This is a genomic window from Neorhizobium galegae, from assembly GCF_021391675.1.
Lineage (GTDB): Bacteria > Pseudomonadota > Alphaproteobacteria > Rhizobiales > Rhizobiaceae > Neorhizobium > Neorhizobium galegae_B.
This window is the reverse complement of record NZ_CP090095.1, coordinates 2862488-2877581: the sequence shown is the minus strand read 5'-3', so window position 1 is coordinate 2877581 and position 15094 is coordinate 2862488. Positions and strand designations below refer to the sequence as shown.

Genomic DNA, 15094 nt, shown 5'->3' with positions numbered 1-15094 from the left:
TAGAATTATGAACAAGCTTGTTACAAGCCTCGTCTCGCTGGCCTTTCTGGCGGGAATGGGCGTCGCCTCGGCCGTGGCGCAGGAAAATCACGCTGCGGCCCCGGCCGCGGAACATGCGGAAACGCCGCATTTTCCGATCCACCATCCCAAGGAAACCGACTGGAGCTTCGCGGGTCCTTTCGGCCATTATGACAAGGGCCAGCTCCAGCGCGGCCTGAAGGTCTATACGGAAGTCTGTTCCGCCTGCCACTCGATGCGTCTGGTCTCCTTCCGCACCCTGGAAGACCTCGGTTATTCGGAAGCCCAGGTGAAGGCGTTCGCGGCCAACTACAAGGTTCAGGACGGCCCGAACGACGAAGGCGAGATGTTCGAGCGCACCGCCGTTCCGTCCGACCACTTCCCGTCGCCCTTCCCGAACACCCAGGCTGCCGCTGCCGCCAACAACGGCGCAGCACCGCCGGACATGTCGCTGATCGCCAAAGCCCGCGGCGTGACCCGCGGTTTCCCGCAGTTCGTCATCGACATATTCACCCAGTACCAGGAAGGCGGACCGGATTACATCCATTCGCTGCTGACCGGCTACGAGCAACCGCCGGCCGGGGTCGAGGTTGCTCCGGGCACCCATTACAATCCGTATTTCGCCAGCGCCGCCGCGCTCGCCATGGCTCCGCCGCTCAGCGCCGACCAGGTGACCTATGACGACGGCGCGCCGCAGACGGTCGATCAGTATGCCAAGGATATCTCGGCCTTCCTGATGTGGGCTGCCGAGCCTCATCTCGAAGATCGCAAGCGCACCGGTTTCATGGTGATGATCTTCCTGGTGATCTTCACCGGCCTGATCTACCTGACCAAGAAGTCGGTCTATGCCAGCAAGGAACACTGAGGTTTTACCTCGTGATTGCGAAAAGGCGGCCTGCGGGTCGCCTTTTTTGTTGGGAGGGGAGCCATCAGTTGCTAGGCTCGGTCTCCTTCCTGCCGCCAAATATGTGGGTCACATGTCTTCCAAAAACGCTCTCTCCGCCGCCATCCGTTCCATCCCGGATTATCCGAAACCGGGCATCATCTTCCGCGACATCACCACGTTGCTCGGCGACGCCGTTGCCTTCAGGCAGGCGGTGGATGAGCTGGTGGCACCCTATGCGGGCCTGGGTATCGACAAGATCGCCGGCATCGAGGCGCGCGGCTTCATCCTCGGCGGCGCGCTGGCGCACCAGTTGAGAGCCGGTTTCGTGCCGATCCGCAAGAAGGGCAAGCTGCCGCACCAGACCGTTCGGATGGCCTACAGCCTCGAATACGGCACCGACGAGATGGAGATCCATGTGGATGCGGTGAGGGCCGGCGAGAAAGTGATCCTCACCGACGACCTGATCGCGACAGGCGGCACCGCGGAAGGTGCGGTAAAGCTGCTGCGTCAGCTTGGCGCCGAGATCGTCTCGGCCTGCTTCGTCATCGACCTGCCGGATCTCGGCGGTCGCCGGAAGCTCGAAGCGCTCGGCGTGGAAGTCAGAACGCTGGTCGAATTTTCAGGTCACTAAGTCCCGGCCACGAAGGCGGGCCGGGCGAGGGGCTTGCACGGAAACTTCAAGCGAATTCCAGCACAGTGCCTTCGTAGCGCATCACCACCTCGCCATGCTGATTGACGCCGTCACAGACGGTCATGTTGATCCAGGTGCCGGGACGCGAGGCGAGCGAGCGGCTCTCTGTCAGCGCGACGGAATAGGTGACGCTGTCGCCGGCATAGACCGGTTTCAGCCATTGCAGTTTTCTGAAGCCGGCCGAAGGACCGAGCTTCGGGGCTGTGATGCCCTCGCTTTCGAGCCGCGCAACCTCGGTTTTCCAGTAGGCGATATAGGTCTTCATCCAGCCGGCGCAGGTATGCCAACCGGAGGCGCAGAGGGCGCCGAAAACGTAGTTTTTCGCTGCTTCGGCATCCACGTGGAAGGGCTGCGGATCGAATTTCTTCGCGTAGCGGACGATGTCCTCGGCGGTGAAGAGAAGCGTACCGGTGATGATTTTCTGGCCGGGTGGAGAAAGCTCGATCAGCCTCATGCAGCGTCCTCCCGGGCGTCCCGCAGCCGCATCATGATCGGGTTCTCGCCGCGCATGACGATCTCGCCGCGCTGGTTCTCCACTTCGTGCAGGAACTTGACGATGCCGATGCCCGGGCGTGAGCGAAGCGAGCGGGATTCGAGCACGGTCGAGCGGCCGGACAGCGTGTCGCCGGCCAGAACCGGCCTTTTCCATTCCATGAACTCGATGCCCGGCGATCCCTCCGACGAGGAACTGGACAGCCAGCCGTCGAACATCATGCGCATGAACATGCTCGCCGTATGCCAGCCCGAGGCCGACAGGCCGCCGAGGATGCTTGCCCTGCCGGCCGCCTCGTCGAGATGCATTGGCTGCGGATCGAACTCGGCGGCGAATTCGACCATCTCGTCTGCCGTCACCAGCTTGGATGCGAGCGGGAAAACCCGCCCCACCGAAAAGTCCTCGAAATAATATGCGGCTTCCGTCATGTGGCCCTCCCGCCCACGGTCTCAGGTGTTGAAGCGGAAGTGGATCACGTCGCCGTCCTGGACGACATATTCCTTGCCTTCGTCGCGGCCCTTGCCGGCTTCCTTGGCGCCGACTTCACCCTTGAAGTTGATGTAGTCGTCAAAGGCGATGGTGAAGGCGCGGATGAAGCCGCGTTCGAAGTCGGTATGGATGACGCCTGCGGCGGCAGGGGCCTTGGTGCCGCGCACGATCGTCCAGGCGCGGGTTTCCTTCGGGCCGACGGTGAAATAGGTGATCAGGTCGAGCAGGTGGTACCCGGCGCGGATCAGCCGGTCTAGGCCGGCTTCCTCAAGCCCGAGGGCCGACAGGAATTCCTTCGCTTCCTCTTCGGGAAGCTGAGCCACCTCCGATTCGATCGCGGCCGAGATGATCACGCATTCGGCGCCCTGCTCCTTGGCCATGACGGCGACGGCCTCAGTGTGCTCGTTGCCGGTCGAGGCATCGGCTTCCGCTACGTTGCAGACATAGAGGACCGGGTGTGAAGTCAGAAGGTTGAGGCCCTTCAGGATCTCGATCTCTTCGGGCGCCAGCGTCTTCAAAAGCAGGCGCGCCGGCTTGCCGTCGTTCAGGAGCTTGATAACCGCATCCATGACCGGCAACTGAGCAACGGAATCCTTGTCCTTGCTGGCGGCGCGCTTGCGGGTCTGTTCGACGCGGCGCTCCAGGCTTTCGAGGTCGGCGAGCATCAGCTCGGTCTCGATCGTGTCGGCATCGCCGACCGGGTTGATGCGCCCCTCGACATGGGTGATGTCGTCGTCCTCGAAGCAGCGCAGCACATGCACGACCGCATCCACTTCGCGGATATTGGCGAGGAACTTGTTGCCCAGGCCTTCACCCTTCGACGCGCCGCGCACAAGGCCGGCGATATCGACGAAGGAGATGCGGGTCGGGATGATTTCCTTGGAGCCGGCGATTGCCGCCAGCTTCTGCATGCGCGGATCGGGAACCGCCACTTCGCCGGTGTTCGGCTCGATCGTGCAGAAGGGATAGTTGGCCGCCTGGGCGGCAGCCGTCTTGGTGAGCGCATTGAAGAGAGTGGACTTGCCGACATTCGGCAGGCCCACGATACCGCATTTGAAACCCATGGGTCCGGACCCTGTATCTGAAGAAATTTCGTTGCTGTGGCTATGGGGGAAAGTGCCGGAGCGGTCAAGGCTTGGTCGGGATATTGCAAGGCGAGAGGGCCGGAGCCGTTGCCTTGCGGGCAGGGCCGTTTGGCCTTATTTTAGCGGAGAAGGAGTTCCGGCCATGACCGTTTTCACCGTGACGAAAGAGGGCGAGGTAACGCTGACGAGCGATGTGCTGAAAGGTCTCGGCATTCATCCGGGCGACCGGGTCGCCGTCGTCGAGCGACCGGGCGGACGGCTCGAATTGTCGCCGGTGAAGGAAGCCGTTGCGACGGCGGGTCAGGAGACCGGCGGTTTGGAGAAGTTCTTCGGCAGTTTGAAGAACGAACACAACATTCACGCCACGCTGGAAGAAATCCAGGAAGCCATCGAGGCCGGTTGGGCCGGGGAAGTACGGTTCGACGATGATCGTTGATACGAACGTGCTCGTTCGGGCATGGGCTGACGATCAGGAGCGGCAATCCCTGGAGGCGCGCTCGCAGTTTGCGACAGCCGAAAAGGTTTTCGTTTCGAATGTCGCACTCTGCGAATTCGTCTGGGTCGCCCGGCAAGTCTATCGGCGGAAGTGCATGGAGATCGCACAAGCCATCCGCCTGCTGATTGCGGACGAACATATCGTCATCGATCGCGAGGCAGTCGAGGCAGGCCTCGCCTTTCTCGATGCCGGCGGGGATTTCGCTGATGGCGTGATTGAGTTCGAAGGCCGGAGACTGGGTGGCGATACGTTTGTGAGTTTCGACAAGCGTGCGGTAGCGCTCATCCAGGCAAAGGGTCGCAAGGGCATATTGCTTGACGCCGATTGATCCGCCATTCACCGAGCAGTTGCTTGAAAAACCTCGGTTGCGGTGCGATATAGCCGGCATGTTCTCCCGATAGGATTGCATTGTCAGGAGAGGCCGATGGCCGAAGACACCACCGTAAAACCGAAGACGAAAACCAAGACCAAGCTGGAGCGGCCGAAGCTCTACAAGGTCCTGCTGGTCAACGACGACTATACGCCGCGCGAATTCGTGACCATGGTGCTGAAGGCCGTGTTCCGGATGAGCGAGGAAACGGGTTACCGCGTGATGCTGACCGCGCACCGGATGGGGCTGGCGGTCGTCGTCGTCTGTACCAAGGACATCGCCGAGACCAAGGCTAAGGAAGCGGTCGACCTTGCCAAGGAGGCAGGCTTCCCGCTGATGTTCATCACCGAGCCCGAGGAATAGGTTATTTCCTCTTTTTCCCGGCCTTCACGCCGAGCGCTTCGGCGCTGATCCAGAACACCGCATCCTGCGATTCTGCCGTCTCCAGCCACAGGAAGTCGAGGTCGGGGAATTCCTCTTCGAGGATTTCGCGGCCCGAGCCGATTTCGCAGATCATCCCGCCCTCGGGATTGAGATGCGCCGGCGCTTCCGCCAGCAGCCGGCGGACGAGGTCGAGACCGTCGACGCCGCCGTCGAAGGCCATGGCCGGTTCAGAGCGGAATTCCTCCGGAAAACCTTCCATCGCCTGGTGGTCGACATAGGGCGGATTGGTGATGATCAGGTCGTATTTTTTGCTTCCGATCGGCGCGAAGAGGTCGCCGTTGAAAAGCGTGAGCTGATCTTCGACGGCATGTTCCGTAACGTTGAGCTTGGCCACTTCGAGCGCATCGGGGGAGAGGTCCACCGCATCAACTGCCGCATTCGGGAAGAATTTCGCGGCGAGGATGGCAAGGCAGCCGGAGCCGGTGCAGATGTCGACGGCGCTTTCGACGCTTAGCGGATCGGGCAGGAAGGTGGAGCCGTTTTCACCCAGATATTCACTGAACAGGATTTCGCCGATATGGGAGCGGGGCACGATGACCCGTTCATCGACCAGGAAGCGGACGCCTTGGATATAGGCGTGGCCAGTCAGGTAGGATGTGGGTTTGCGGGTCGTCACGCGGGCGTCGATCCGCTGGGCCAGCAGCCGCCGTTCGGCCGGCAGCAGGCGTGCGTCGAGAAACGGATCGAGCGCGTCGATCGGCAGGTCGAGTGAGTCGAGGACCAGGAAGGCGGCGTCGTCGCTTGCCGTCGTCGTGCCGTGGCCGTAGCTGAGGTTTGCGGCGCTGAACCGGGAGATGGCATAACGCCAGTAGTCGCGAAGGGTGACGAGTTCGCCGGTGATGTCATCCATGTTCGGGGCTTGGTTCATGTGAGCTTCCCTTTTCGATCGGCCTCCCATAGCCGCTCCGAAAGCGGTGCGCCACCCCCTTGACCGGAGCGATACCGGGCTATCTAGGTGCGGCGGATCTGGAAGCCGGTCTTGTTTTGAAGAAAACCGCAGCCTTCGTAGAAGCGCAGCGTTGCCGGGTCCGTCGAGCCGGTCAGGAGCATGACCTTGTAGCAGCCGTCATTCCAGGCCTGGTCGATGGCCCTGCGGATGAGGGCGCCGGCATAACCGCGCTTGCGGTGTTCCGCATGGGTGACGACGTTTTCGATCAGCGCATAGGGCGCGCCCTTGCGGGTGAGGTTCGGTAGGACGATCAGCGTCACCGTGGCCGCAGCTCGCCCGTCTGCGAAGCCGATCAACACGGTCATGCCGGGCTGGGCGAGAATTGCGGCGAAACGCTCCCGGGCCAGCGACGGCTCCGGGTCCGGATCGTGGTTCAGGTGGTGATAGAGTTCGATCAGGTCGGCAAGGTCGCCATCGCGGGCCGGGCGAATGACGAAGTCGGCAGAGGGCATCGACACTATTCGCCCTTGCCGCCGAACATCTTCTTGAGCATTTCGGCCATCGGGCCTGACGTCGGAAGGTTCGGCTTGCCGCCGCTGCGGGCCTGATGGATATGCGATTGCCCGGTCGGTTTGGCGACGGGCTTCTTTTCAGGCTTCGGCCCATCCTTTGAGGGCTTTTCCTCGTCCGGCTTGCCGCCGACGGCGAGCGCCAGCTTGTTCATCAGCTGCGAATCTTCCGCCTTCACCAGCATTTCGGCATTGTCGGCGAGCGCGTCGAGAAGAGGGGCGAGCCAGGTCTGGTCGACCTTGGCGAAATCGCCCAGCACATGGTTGTGAACGAGCTCCTTCGATCCCGGATGGCCGATGCCGAGGCGAAGCCTGCGGTATTCGCGACCGCAATGGGCGTCGAGCGACTTGACGCCGTTATGGCCGCCATGGCCGCCGCCGGTCTTGATGCGGGCCCTGGCCGCAGGCAGATCGAGTTCGTCGTAGATGGCGATGAGGTTTTCCGGCCCGAGCTTGTAGAAGCGCATGGCCTCGCCGACCGCTTCGCCCGAGAGGTTCATGAAGGTCTGCGGCTTGATCAGCAGCACCTTTTCGCCGGCGAGCTCGCCTTCCGAGATGAGCGCCTTGAACTTCTTCGACCAGGGCGAAAAGCCGGGACGGCGCTGGATCGCGTCCACCGCCATGAAGCCGATATTGTGGCGGTTGCCCGCATATTGGGAACCGGGATTGCCGAGGCCGGCGATGATGAGCATGGAGACGTCCATCCTTGACTGCTGGCTTTCACCACCGCGAAACGCCGCCAAAGTCAACCGGTTTCAACGCCCAAACCTCTATTGAGGCTCGCCGATGCCATAGCGCTTCAGAATTACAGTCTGGATGCCGTCCTTGATGAGGCGGTCGAGGCCCGCCTGCATCCTGGCGATCAGTTCGTCGGGCACATCCGGATTGCACGCAATGCCGAGATGCTGTTCGGTGAACAGGATGACCTTTTCGATCGGCGTTCCGTCCGTCTTCAGCTTCTGATAGACGCCTTCCGACATGGGCATCATGTCGATACGGTCCTGCAGCAGTTTTCGGAGCGTCGTATCGACGTTGGCGCTGAGATCGATCTTCGGGAAACCGGAACTCTTCAGAAGTCCCTCGGTATAGTCGGCGCGATGGGTGCCGACCGTGTACTGCTTGGCCTCCTCCAGGGTGGTCGCCGCGACCTTCGAACCCGCATGGCGCACGAGAACGCTGCGGTCGACGAAAAGAGGCACGACCCATTTGAAACGCGGCTCGCGTTCCGGCGTGCGGGCGGCGGCGAAGACGCAGTGCATGGATTGCGTCTCGGCCATGGCGATGGCGCGGGCCCATGGCATGATCTCCAGCGTGTAGGGCGTGCCCGCGTCCTGCATGATGATGTCTACCTGGTCGATGCCGGCGCCGCGGTAGTTGCCGCCGGGCTCCTGGTAGCTGAAGGGCGGGTAGGACTCGGTCGAAAAGACGACGGTCTGCTGGGCATGGGCGCCACAAGCGAGGCTGAGGCTGGCAAGAAGCGGCACTGCGATTTTCATCTGTCCACCTTCCAAACGCGCATGTTGTCATTTCTGACCCAGCATCTGGTCCCGCGGTGAGGGCTTGTCAGCTCGCCATGGACTCGATTTCGGCCTGCCGGGCGGATAGGGCCGAGAGCAGTTCGGAGATTTCGCGTGGCTTCGAGAAGAGGTAGCCCTGGGCGTAGTCGATGCCCATTTGCTGCAGCAATAAGCGCTGTTCTTCCGTCTCGACGCCTTCCGCGACGACCTTGCAGTTCATCTTGTGAGAAATAGCACTGATGCCTTCGACAAGCATCCTGTTCTTGCTGCCTATGTCACCTGTCTGTTCGGTGAGCGAGCGGATGAAGGACTGGTCGATCTTGACGATATCGACCGGAAAGCGGCTCATATAGCTCAGCGACGAATAACCGGTACCGAAATCGTCAAGCGCGATGCGGCAGCCGAAGCGATGGATCTCGTTGAGGATGGTGCGGATCTCGGGATTGTCGTGCATCAGCACGGCTTCGGTGATTTCCACCACGAAGCGCGACGGATCGATGCCGTAGCGGCCGAGCAGACCGGCAAGGCGGGCCGGCAGGCCGGGCTCGAATTGCAGCGGCGAGAAATTGACCGCGACATAGGTCTCGCCCATGCCGGGCAGGCGTGAGACGCGGGCAAGGTTGGCCATCGCGTCTTCCAGGATGAGGTTGCCGATCTGGCCGATCGAGCCGGTCTCCTCGGCAACGCAGATGATGCCGGCCGGCGACATCAGCCCCTTGCGGGGATGGCGCATCCGCATCAGCGCTTCGAAGCCTGAGGGAATGCCGGTCTCGATGTCGACGATCGGCTGGAAATGTGCCTCGAACCAGCTTGCGGCGATGGCGACTTCGATATCGCTCTCGATCTCGGCCCGTTCCCGCGTCTGGTCCAGAATCGCGGGATCGTAGACCTGCGCGCCGTTCTTGCCGTCGCGCTTGCGGGCGTACATCGCCATGTCCGATTTCTGCAGCAGTTCGGCGGCACTGGTGGCATGGCTCGGATAGAAGGCAAGCCCGATACTGGCGCTCAACCGCACGCCGGTGCCCTGAATGCGGAAGGGAACCTCGAACATGTCGACGATCTTCTGGCTGAGTTCGGTCGCGCGGCGCTCGGCGCCGTCCCCGGTGATCAGGATGGCGAATTCGTCGCCGCCGAGGCGGGAGGCGGTATCGGTATCCTGCAGCATCGGCTTCGTCCGTTCGACGAACTGGCAGAGCACGGCGTCGCCGGCGGCATGGCCGAGATTGTCGTTGATCGCCTTGAAGCGGTCGAGGTCGACGAATAGGCAGGCGACCTCGGTGCGCGCCTTGTCGGCCTCGGCGATCTTCTGGTCGAGCGTCGCCTCGAAACCCTGACGGTTCAGGAGCCCGGTCAGATGGTCGGAGATGGCCTGCTGACGGTTGCGCAGTTCCGATTGCCTCAGTTCCGTGACGTCCGTCATGACGCTCAGCGAGCCGGGAATGCTGCCGGCGGCCATGCCGAGTTCGATTTCGACGATCAGCACGTCCATCAGGCGGCCGTCGGCGCAGAGGAACCGGACGGTGGCTTCGATCGCGAGGCCGGTCAATTTCGCCTGCTGCTTGCGCCTTGCATAGATCTGGCGGTCCGCAGGCGCGACGAGCTCGGAAAAGGGATGGCCGATGACGTCGTCACGGCGATAGCCGGTCGCGAGCAGCCAATAGTCGCTGACGGCGGCGATCTGGTCGCCTGAGGTCAGCGAGAACAGCATGGCCGGCGTCAGGTTGTAGATTTCCGTGGTCTGCTGGTGGGCACGCTTCAGTTCGCGCTCTTCGCGCTCCAGCAGCGTCTGCATTTCGTTGAAGCTCTTCGCCAGCCGCCCCATTTCATCGTTCGAGCGCCAGTCGACATGGTGGCGCGAACCCAGCCTGCGGGTCGCCTCGATGGCTGCGGTCAACCGCATCAGCGGCTTGATGACCATGACGCGGTTGCCGAGTATCGCTGCGCCGAAGACCGTCAGGATGGTGATGATGAAGATGGAGATGAAAGCCATTTCCATCTGGTGCAAGGCGGAGAACCAACCGAGCTTCGGCACATAGACGGTGATGCTGCCGACATTGCGGGTGCCCTGCTGTGATTTGTAGAAGATCGGCTCGGAGATGGCTTCAAGGCCGCGGAAATCGGCCGGATTGACGTCGACTTCGGAAATATTCAGCTTGCCCGTATTGTCGCTGATCTGCACGCCGTTGATAGCCGGATCGGCGACGAGCATCGATGCGACCTGATGGATGCTGTCGGTGTCGAGATCCCAGAGCGGCTTGCCGAGCGCCTGGGAGTTGGTCACCAGTACGACATTGACGTGTTCGCTGAGGTTCTTGGCGGCCTGCTGGGAGGAAAGCGCCAGAAACAGCGTGAACAAGGGCGCGACGACGACCAGAAGGGCGCCTGAAATAATCGCAATAAAACGACTCTCAACGGAATGAGTCATCCGTCTTCCCCGCATTCATCGTCTGGCTGACGCCGGACTTTCCCCGTCATGCTGAAGTAGCGTCCATCGTTTCACCTATTCATTAAACTTCACTGAAACGACAATGCCAAGATTCGAACGAATTACGGAAGCAGCGTTACTAAACTGTATTCGACAAGCAATAAAAAAACCCGCTTTCTTGCGAAAGCGGGTCCCATTTCAAGAATTTCGGCCTGGTTATTCAGCAGAAGCCGGTTCTTCCTCGGTAACGCCTGCAGCCGGGGCGACGATCGTCGCGATGGTGAAGTCGCGGTCGCCGATGACCGGACGTGCGCCAGCCGGCAGCTTGACGGCGGAGATGTGGAGGCTGTCGCCGATCTTCGCGCCCGTCAGGTCGACGGTCAGGAATTCCGGAATGTCGTTGGCCGGGCAAAGCAGCTCGACTGCGTGACGGACGATGTTGAGAACGCCGCCGACCTTGATGCCCGGGGACTTCTCTTCGTTGACGAAGTGAACCGGAACTTCAACGGAAACTTCCGTGTTGCCCGAGACGCGCAGAAAATCCACGTGCATGGTGAAGTCGCGGACCGGATCGAGCTGATAGTCCTTCGGCAGGACCTGGATCTTCTCGCCGTTGACTTCGATCGTGGCAACCGTGGTCATGAAACCGCCGGCATGGATGCGCTTCGTCACTTCGTTGGTCGACAGAGCGATCGCGAGGGGGGACTGCTTGTCACCATAGATGACAGCAGGAATGAAACCGTTGCGGCGAAGTTCACGGGAGGACCCCTTACCTACCCGTTCGCGCGCCTCGGCCTTGAGCTCGTATGATGCGTGGCTCATGGCATATCCTTTCGAGGTTGTTTGGAGAGTTTTCCGCAAGCGATGTCGGCTCGCGTCAAACTGAAGGGCATCATCCGATGCGCTTCATCCGCGTTGCCTCCAAGGGTGTCTACGCGGACCGGCGCGCTATAATACAACGAGCAAGGATGTGCAAGCTTTTCGGCCTGGAAACAAAGGGCCTGCGCTTGACTTAGCCGGTTCGTCTTCCACATTGGTGCCGGTTGAACGAGGGAAGGGCTTGATTCATGAAACGAACTTTGATCGCGGCCAGCCTGATGGCTGCGTCCTGCGTATATCCGGTTGCGGCGGCTGAGATCAACGACAAGGGTGCCCGCACCCTCAAGGAAAGCCTCATCCACTTCCTGCCGGATACGGTCAAGTCCACGGGCTTCCTGACCGTCAAGCCGGCCGGCGAACGCTACGAGATCAGCTACGATTTCGCCAAACTCCTCAAGTCCATCAACAAGAAAGACTTCACTGTTTCCGGCCTGAGGCCGTATTCGGTCTTCGCCGCGCCGCTCGACAACGGCCAGTGGAAATTCAACAGCGACAGCGACATGAATTTCACCGTCAAGGGCAAGATGCCCGACGGCAAGCCGACGAACATCAGCTACTCCGTCACCGACATGGTGTTTTCCGGCATTTTCGATCCGGCGATCAGCTATCTGCGCTCGGGCGAGGCGACCTCCGGCCCGATCCGCATGGTCTCGAAGAGCGGCAAGGAAGAGGTCGAGGCGAGCTTTGCCGGCATGAATTATTCACTGGCGTCCACGGCGAGTGCGGCAGCCGGCGGCACGGATTTTACCGGCAAGGGCTCGTTCCTGCGCTTCTACGAACGGGTTGCGACGCCGGAAACCCCGCCGATACAGATCCGCGCCGAAAGCCTCGATTTCGATGTCGGCGTCCAGGGCGTGATGGCCGAGAAGATCCGTACTCTCGTCGCGTTCATGCTGGAACTCGTCAAGGATGAAAAGCCGTCGCAGGCCGAGATCGCCAAGCTCAAGGATCTCATCCGCGGCGCAATGCCGTTCTTCACGGCGCTTTCCGAAAAGATCAGCTTCAACCAGTTCACCGTGGCAAGTCCGCTCGGCGATTTCGGCGTCAACAAGCTCGACTACCTGTTCACGATGAGCGAGCCCGCCGCAGCAACCCGGATCGGCTTCGGGGCGCGCGTCGAGAACATCTCCACGCCTGCCGGCATCATCCCCCCGCTCTACGCTCAACTGGTGCCCGATATGGCGGAAGTTGAGGTCGGGATCGCCGACCTCAACTTCCAGCGTTTCATCGACACCTTGATGGAAATGGACTTTTCGAAACCCGTTCCGCTGCCGGAAGCGGAGGGCGAGCGCCTTGGCAAGGCCTTTCTCGACGACGGACAGCTGACTATCGATTTCCCGCGGGTCGCCGCGAAATCCGCTCTCTACGACATCGAAGCCTCCGGCAAGGTCAAGGGTTATCCGGAGGAGAAGGAGCGCTATACGCTCGAAACCTCGATCCTTGCCCGCGATGTCGACAAGCTGATCCAGTATTTCCAGGCCGCCGCCAAGAGCGACCCCGAATTCAACCAGGCTTCGTTCGCTTTGATGATGGCGAAGGGCATGGCGAAGACGGAACCGGATGGCCGCCTGCGCTGGGACATCAAGTTCGAGGACGGCAAGAGCTTCAGCGTCAACGGACAGCCGATCCAATGATCTGACGACCTGTCCACACCTTCTTGTGCCGGCTTTACGTTTGCCAGTCAGCCGGCATTTACCATCCCAAGGAACGTTTCGAACATGTTTCGATGCTAGAACTTTTCAATCAAGATAGTTGAAAAGTATCAGGCAATCATGTTTCGCGTTTTTTCCTGCATCTTCGTCGAGCACGATCTTCGCTATATCGCCTGCGCGGTATTGATCTGCGTGATCGGATCCTTCCTGACCATCCGGCTTTTTTCCAGAGCCCGGCGTGGCGGCGGGCTCGAAAAGGTCATCTGGCTTTTCCTCACGGGCTTCATCGGCGGTTCGACCACCTGGACGACGCACTTCCTCGCGATGCTCGGTTATCTCGGAGGCGGGCAGGCGGGATATGACCCGACCCAGACGCTTCTGTCTTTCATGATCGCGGTGGCGAGCGCCACGATCGGCTTCGGTGTTGCAAGCTATGGCGGCCGGTCCCTGCTCGCGGAGGCCGGCGGCGTCGTCATGGGGCTCGGTATCGCTGCGATGCATTACACGGGCATGGCCGCCTACGAGGTGCAGGGCGTCATCGACTGGAACCAGTCCTATGTTGCCGCCTCGCTCATCTTTGCCGCCGTTTTCGGCGCTCTGGTGACCAATCGCGTCGCGCACCCGGCGACGCGGTTCTGCAAGTACGGTTCGGTTCTGGCGATGATCCTTGCGATCGCCACGACCCATTTCACCGCCATGGGGGCGATCGAGGTCGTTCTTGATCCGAATGCCGTCCTGCCGAATGAGGTCGTCCCACCGGTGGTGCTTGGGTTCGCCGTGCTGTCGCTGATGCTGATCCTGCTGGCGCTGACGGCAGCCACCTATCTGATCGATGCCCGCGTGACCAAGGCTGCCGTCGAGCAGTATCGCCACCTTTCCCTGCACGACGCTTTGACCGGTCTTGCCAATCGCGCCGCGTTCAACGAGCAACTTGCGGAGATCGCATCGCGACCGGCGGATCTGACTAACCGCATCGCAGTTCTCTCGCTCGATCTCAATCGCTTCAAGGAAATAAACGACGTCCATGGCCACGCCGCTGGCGATGAGGTGCTGCGCACGATCGGCAGTAGGCTTGCCGAGGCGGCAGGTGAGGGCGAATTCATCGCCCGTGTCGGGGGCGACGAATTCGTCGCGCTGAAACACATGTACTACCGGCGCTCCGACGCGATGCTGCTCGCCGGCCGGCTGCTTGCGGAAGTCTGTAAGCCGGTCGAATGGAACGGCAATACGCTCACCGTCGGTTCGAGCGTCGGGATTGCGCTCTATCCGGGGGACGCAAAGACGGTCGACGATCTCGTGGCCCAGGCGGACGTCGCCATGTATCGCGCCAAACAGTCGGGCGACAATGCCATCCGCTTTTACGACTCTTCGATGGACCAGGCGGCTCGCGAACGCAACGCGCTCGCCATGGACATGCGTTCCGGGCTCGTGGCGGGCCAGTTCGAACTCTACTACCAGCTCCAGAACGATACGTTCACCGGCGAGGTCATCGGTTTCGAGGTGCTGTTGCGCTGGAACCATCCGGTCCGCGGACTGGTGTCTCCCAACGAGTTCATCCCGATCGCCGAGCGCACCGGCTTCATCGTCGAGCTCGGCGAATGGGTGCTCCGGAGCGCCTGCGCGGAGGCGGCGACCTGGAAAAACCCGTTCGGCTTCGCCGTCAACGTCGCCGGCCAGCAGCTTGCCGATCCGAAATTCCCGAACAAGGTCCGCGACATCCTCAAGGAGACGGGGCTGGATGCGGAGAGGCTCGAGCTGGAGATCACTGAGTCCGGCATCATCGCCGATCATCAGCGGGCGCTGCAGACCGTTCGCCACTTGAAGAGCCTCGGAGTGAAGATCGCCATGGACGACTATGGCACGGGTTATTCGTCGCTTTCGACGCTGATGTCCTTCCCTTTCGACAAGATCAAGATCGACCGCACCTTCGTGGACGGGCTTTCGGACAATTCACAGTCGGCGGCGATCGTCCGCTCGACCCTCATCCTTGCCTCGAGCCTCCACATACCGGTGCTTGCCGAAGGGGTGGAGACGGATGCGCATATGGCCTTCCTGCGCAAGGAGGGCTGTAAGCAGGTGCAGGGATACCTTTTTGGTAGACCTGGCCCGAGGGCGCTGATCGAGCATCTCGTCAATGGCGAGGCCGGCGGCGAAATCCGATCGGCGGCGGCCGTCAAAGTCGCCTGACCTC

General features: G+C 61.3%; 16 protein-coding genes. 7 read left to right on the top strand and 9 right to left on the bottom strand.

Annotated features, from left to right (window positions below; translation table 11 throughout):
* The first annotated feature begins 7 nt into the window (after window positions 1-7).
* A complete protein-coding gene (locus tag LZK81_RS14275; protein WP_046603847.1) occupies window positions 8-883 on the top strand; it encodes a cytochrome c1 in 876 nt (291 codons plus the stop codon).
* Between the two features lie 112 nt (window positions 884-995).
* Window positions 996-1535 (top strand): adenine phosphoribosyltransferase, encoded by a 540-nt coding sequence (locus tag LZK81_RS14270; RefSeq protein ID WP_233953691.1) that lies wholly within the window; start codon window positions 996-998, stop codon window positions 1533-1535.
* 46 nt (window positions 1536-1581) lie between these two features.
* Here LZK81_RS14270 and LZK81_RS14265 read toward each other — a convergent pair whose 3' ends face one another.
* Genes LZK81_RS14265 through ychF form a run of 3 tightly spaced genes read right to left on the bottom strand, consistent with a single transcriptional unit; the run spans window position 1582 to window position 3641 of the window.
* Window positions 1582-2049, bottom strand: coding sequence for a MaoC family dehydratase (locus tag LZK81_RS14265; protein ID WP_046603849.1), 468 nt, complete (start codon window positions 2047-2049; stop codon window positions 1582-1584).
* Window positions 2046-2516, bottom strand: coding sequence for a MaoC family dehydratase (locus LZK81_RS14260; protein WP_046603850.1), 471 nt, complete (start codon window positions 2514-2516; stop codon window positions 2046-2048). Before LZK81_RS14260 ends, LZK81_RS14265 begins: the two co-directional genes overlap by 4 nt.
* A gap of 21 nt (window positions 2517-2537) precedes the next feature.
* The gene (gene ychF / locus LZK81_RS14255) at window positions 2538-3641 is read right to left on the bottom strand and encodes a redox-regulated ATPase YchF (RefSeq protein WP_233953690.1); all 1104 of its coding nucleotides are present in this window, start codon (window positions 3639-3641) and stop codon (window positions 2538-2540) included.
* Window positions 3642-3804: 163 nt separating this feature from the next.
* On the opposite strand from ychF, the gene LZK81_RS14250 reads away from it, so the two are divergent.
* From LZK81_RS14250 to clpS, 3 genes are all read left to right on the top strand, one after another.
* Window positions 3805-4098 (top strand): AbrB/MazE/SpoVT family DNA-binding domain-containing protein, encoded by a 294-nt coding sequence (locus LZK81_RS14250; RefSeq protein ID WP_046603852.1) that lies wholly within the window; start codon window positions 3805-3807, stop codon window positions 4096-4098.
* Window positions 4088-4486, top strand: a complete 399-nt coding sequence (locus tag LZK81_RS14245) for a type II toxin-antitoxin system VapC family toxin (RefSeq protein WP_046603853.1) — start codon at window positions 4088-4090, stop codon at window positions 4484-4486. Before LZK81_RS14250 ends, LZK81_RS14245 begins: the two co-directional genes overlap by 11 nt.
* 96 nt (window positions 4487-4582) lie before the next feature.
* Complete coding sequence (clpS, locus tag LZK81_RS14240) at window positions 4583-4891, top strand: ATP-dependent Clp protease adapter ClpS (protein ID WP_007758880.1); 309 nt, start codon at window positions 4583-4585, stop codon at window positions 4889-4891.
* Window position 4892: 1 nt separating this feature from the next.
* Here the strand turns inward: clpS and prmB are convergent, their stop codons facing one another.
* The 6 genes from prmB to LZK81_RS14210 form a co-directional block, all read right to left on the bottom strand.
* A complete protein-coding gene (prmB, locus tag LZK81_RS14235; RefSeq protein ID WP_233953689.1) occupies window positions 4893-5840 on the bottom strand; it encodes a 50S ribosomal protein L3 N(5)-glutamine methyltransferase in 948 nt (315 codons plus the stop codon).
* An 83-nt stretch (window positions 5841-5923) separates the two neighbouring features.
* Window positions 5924-6373, bottom strand: a complete 450-nt coding sequence (locus tag LZK81_RS14230; RefSeq protein WP_233953688.1) for a GNAT family N-acetyltransferase — start codon at window positions 6371-6373, stop codon at window positions 5924-5926.
* Between the two features lie 5 nt (window positions 6374-6378).
* Complete coding sequence (gene pth / locus LZK81_RS14225) at window positions 6379-7122, bottom strand: aminoacyl-tRNA hydrolase (protein WP_233953687.1); 744 nt, start codon at window positions 7120-7122, stop codon at window positions 6379-6381.
* Window positions 7123-7200: 78 nt separating this feature from the next.
* A complete protein-coding gene (locus LZK81_RS14220; RefSeq protein WP_233953686.1) occupies window positions 7201-7926 on the bottom strand; it encodes a substrate-binding periplasmic protein in 726 nt (241 codons plus the stop codon).
* Window positions 7927-7993: 67 nt separating this feature from the next.
* On the bottom strand, window positions 7994-10372 hold the full coding sequence (locus LZK81_RS14215; protein ID WP_046603857.1) for an EAL domain-containing protein: 2379 nt from the start codon (window positions 10370-10372) through the stop codon (window positions 7994-7996).
* A 216-nt stretch (window positions 10373-10588) separates the two neighbouring features.
* Window positions 10589-11194: a 50S ribosomal protein L25/general stress protein Ctc gene (locus tag LZK81_RS14210; RefSeq protein ID WP_046603858.1), complete on the bottom strand. Its 606-nt coding sequence runs from the start codon at window positions 11192-11194 to the stop codon at window positions 10589-10591.
* A gap of 245 nt (window positions 11195-11439) precedes the next feature.
* Here LZK81_RS14210 and LZK81_RS14205 point away from each other — a divergent pair, with 245 nt between their 5' ends.
* On the top strand, window positions 11440-12885 hold the full coding sequence (locus LZK81_RS14205) for a hypothetical protein (RefSeq protein WP_233953685.1): 1446 nt from the start codon (window positions 11440-11442) through the stop codon (window positions 12883-12885).
* A gap of 138 nt (window positions 12886-13023) precedes the next feature.
* Window positions 13024-15090, top strand: coding sequence for a putative bifunctional diguanylate cyclase/phosphodiesterase (locus LZK81_RS14200; RefSeq protein ID WP_233953684.1), 2067 nt, complete (start codon window positions 13024-13026; stop codon window positions 15088-15090).
* The last annotated feature ends 4 nt before the right edge of the window (window positions 15091-15094 follow it).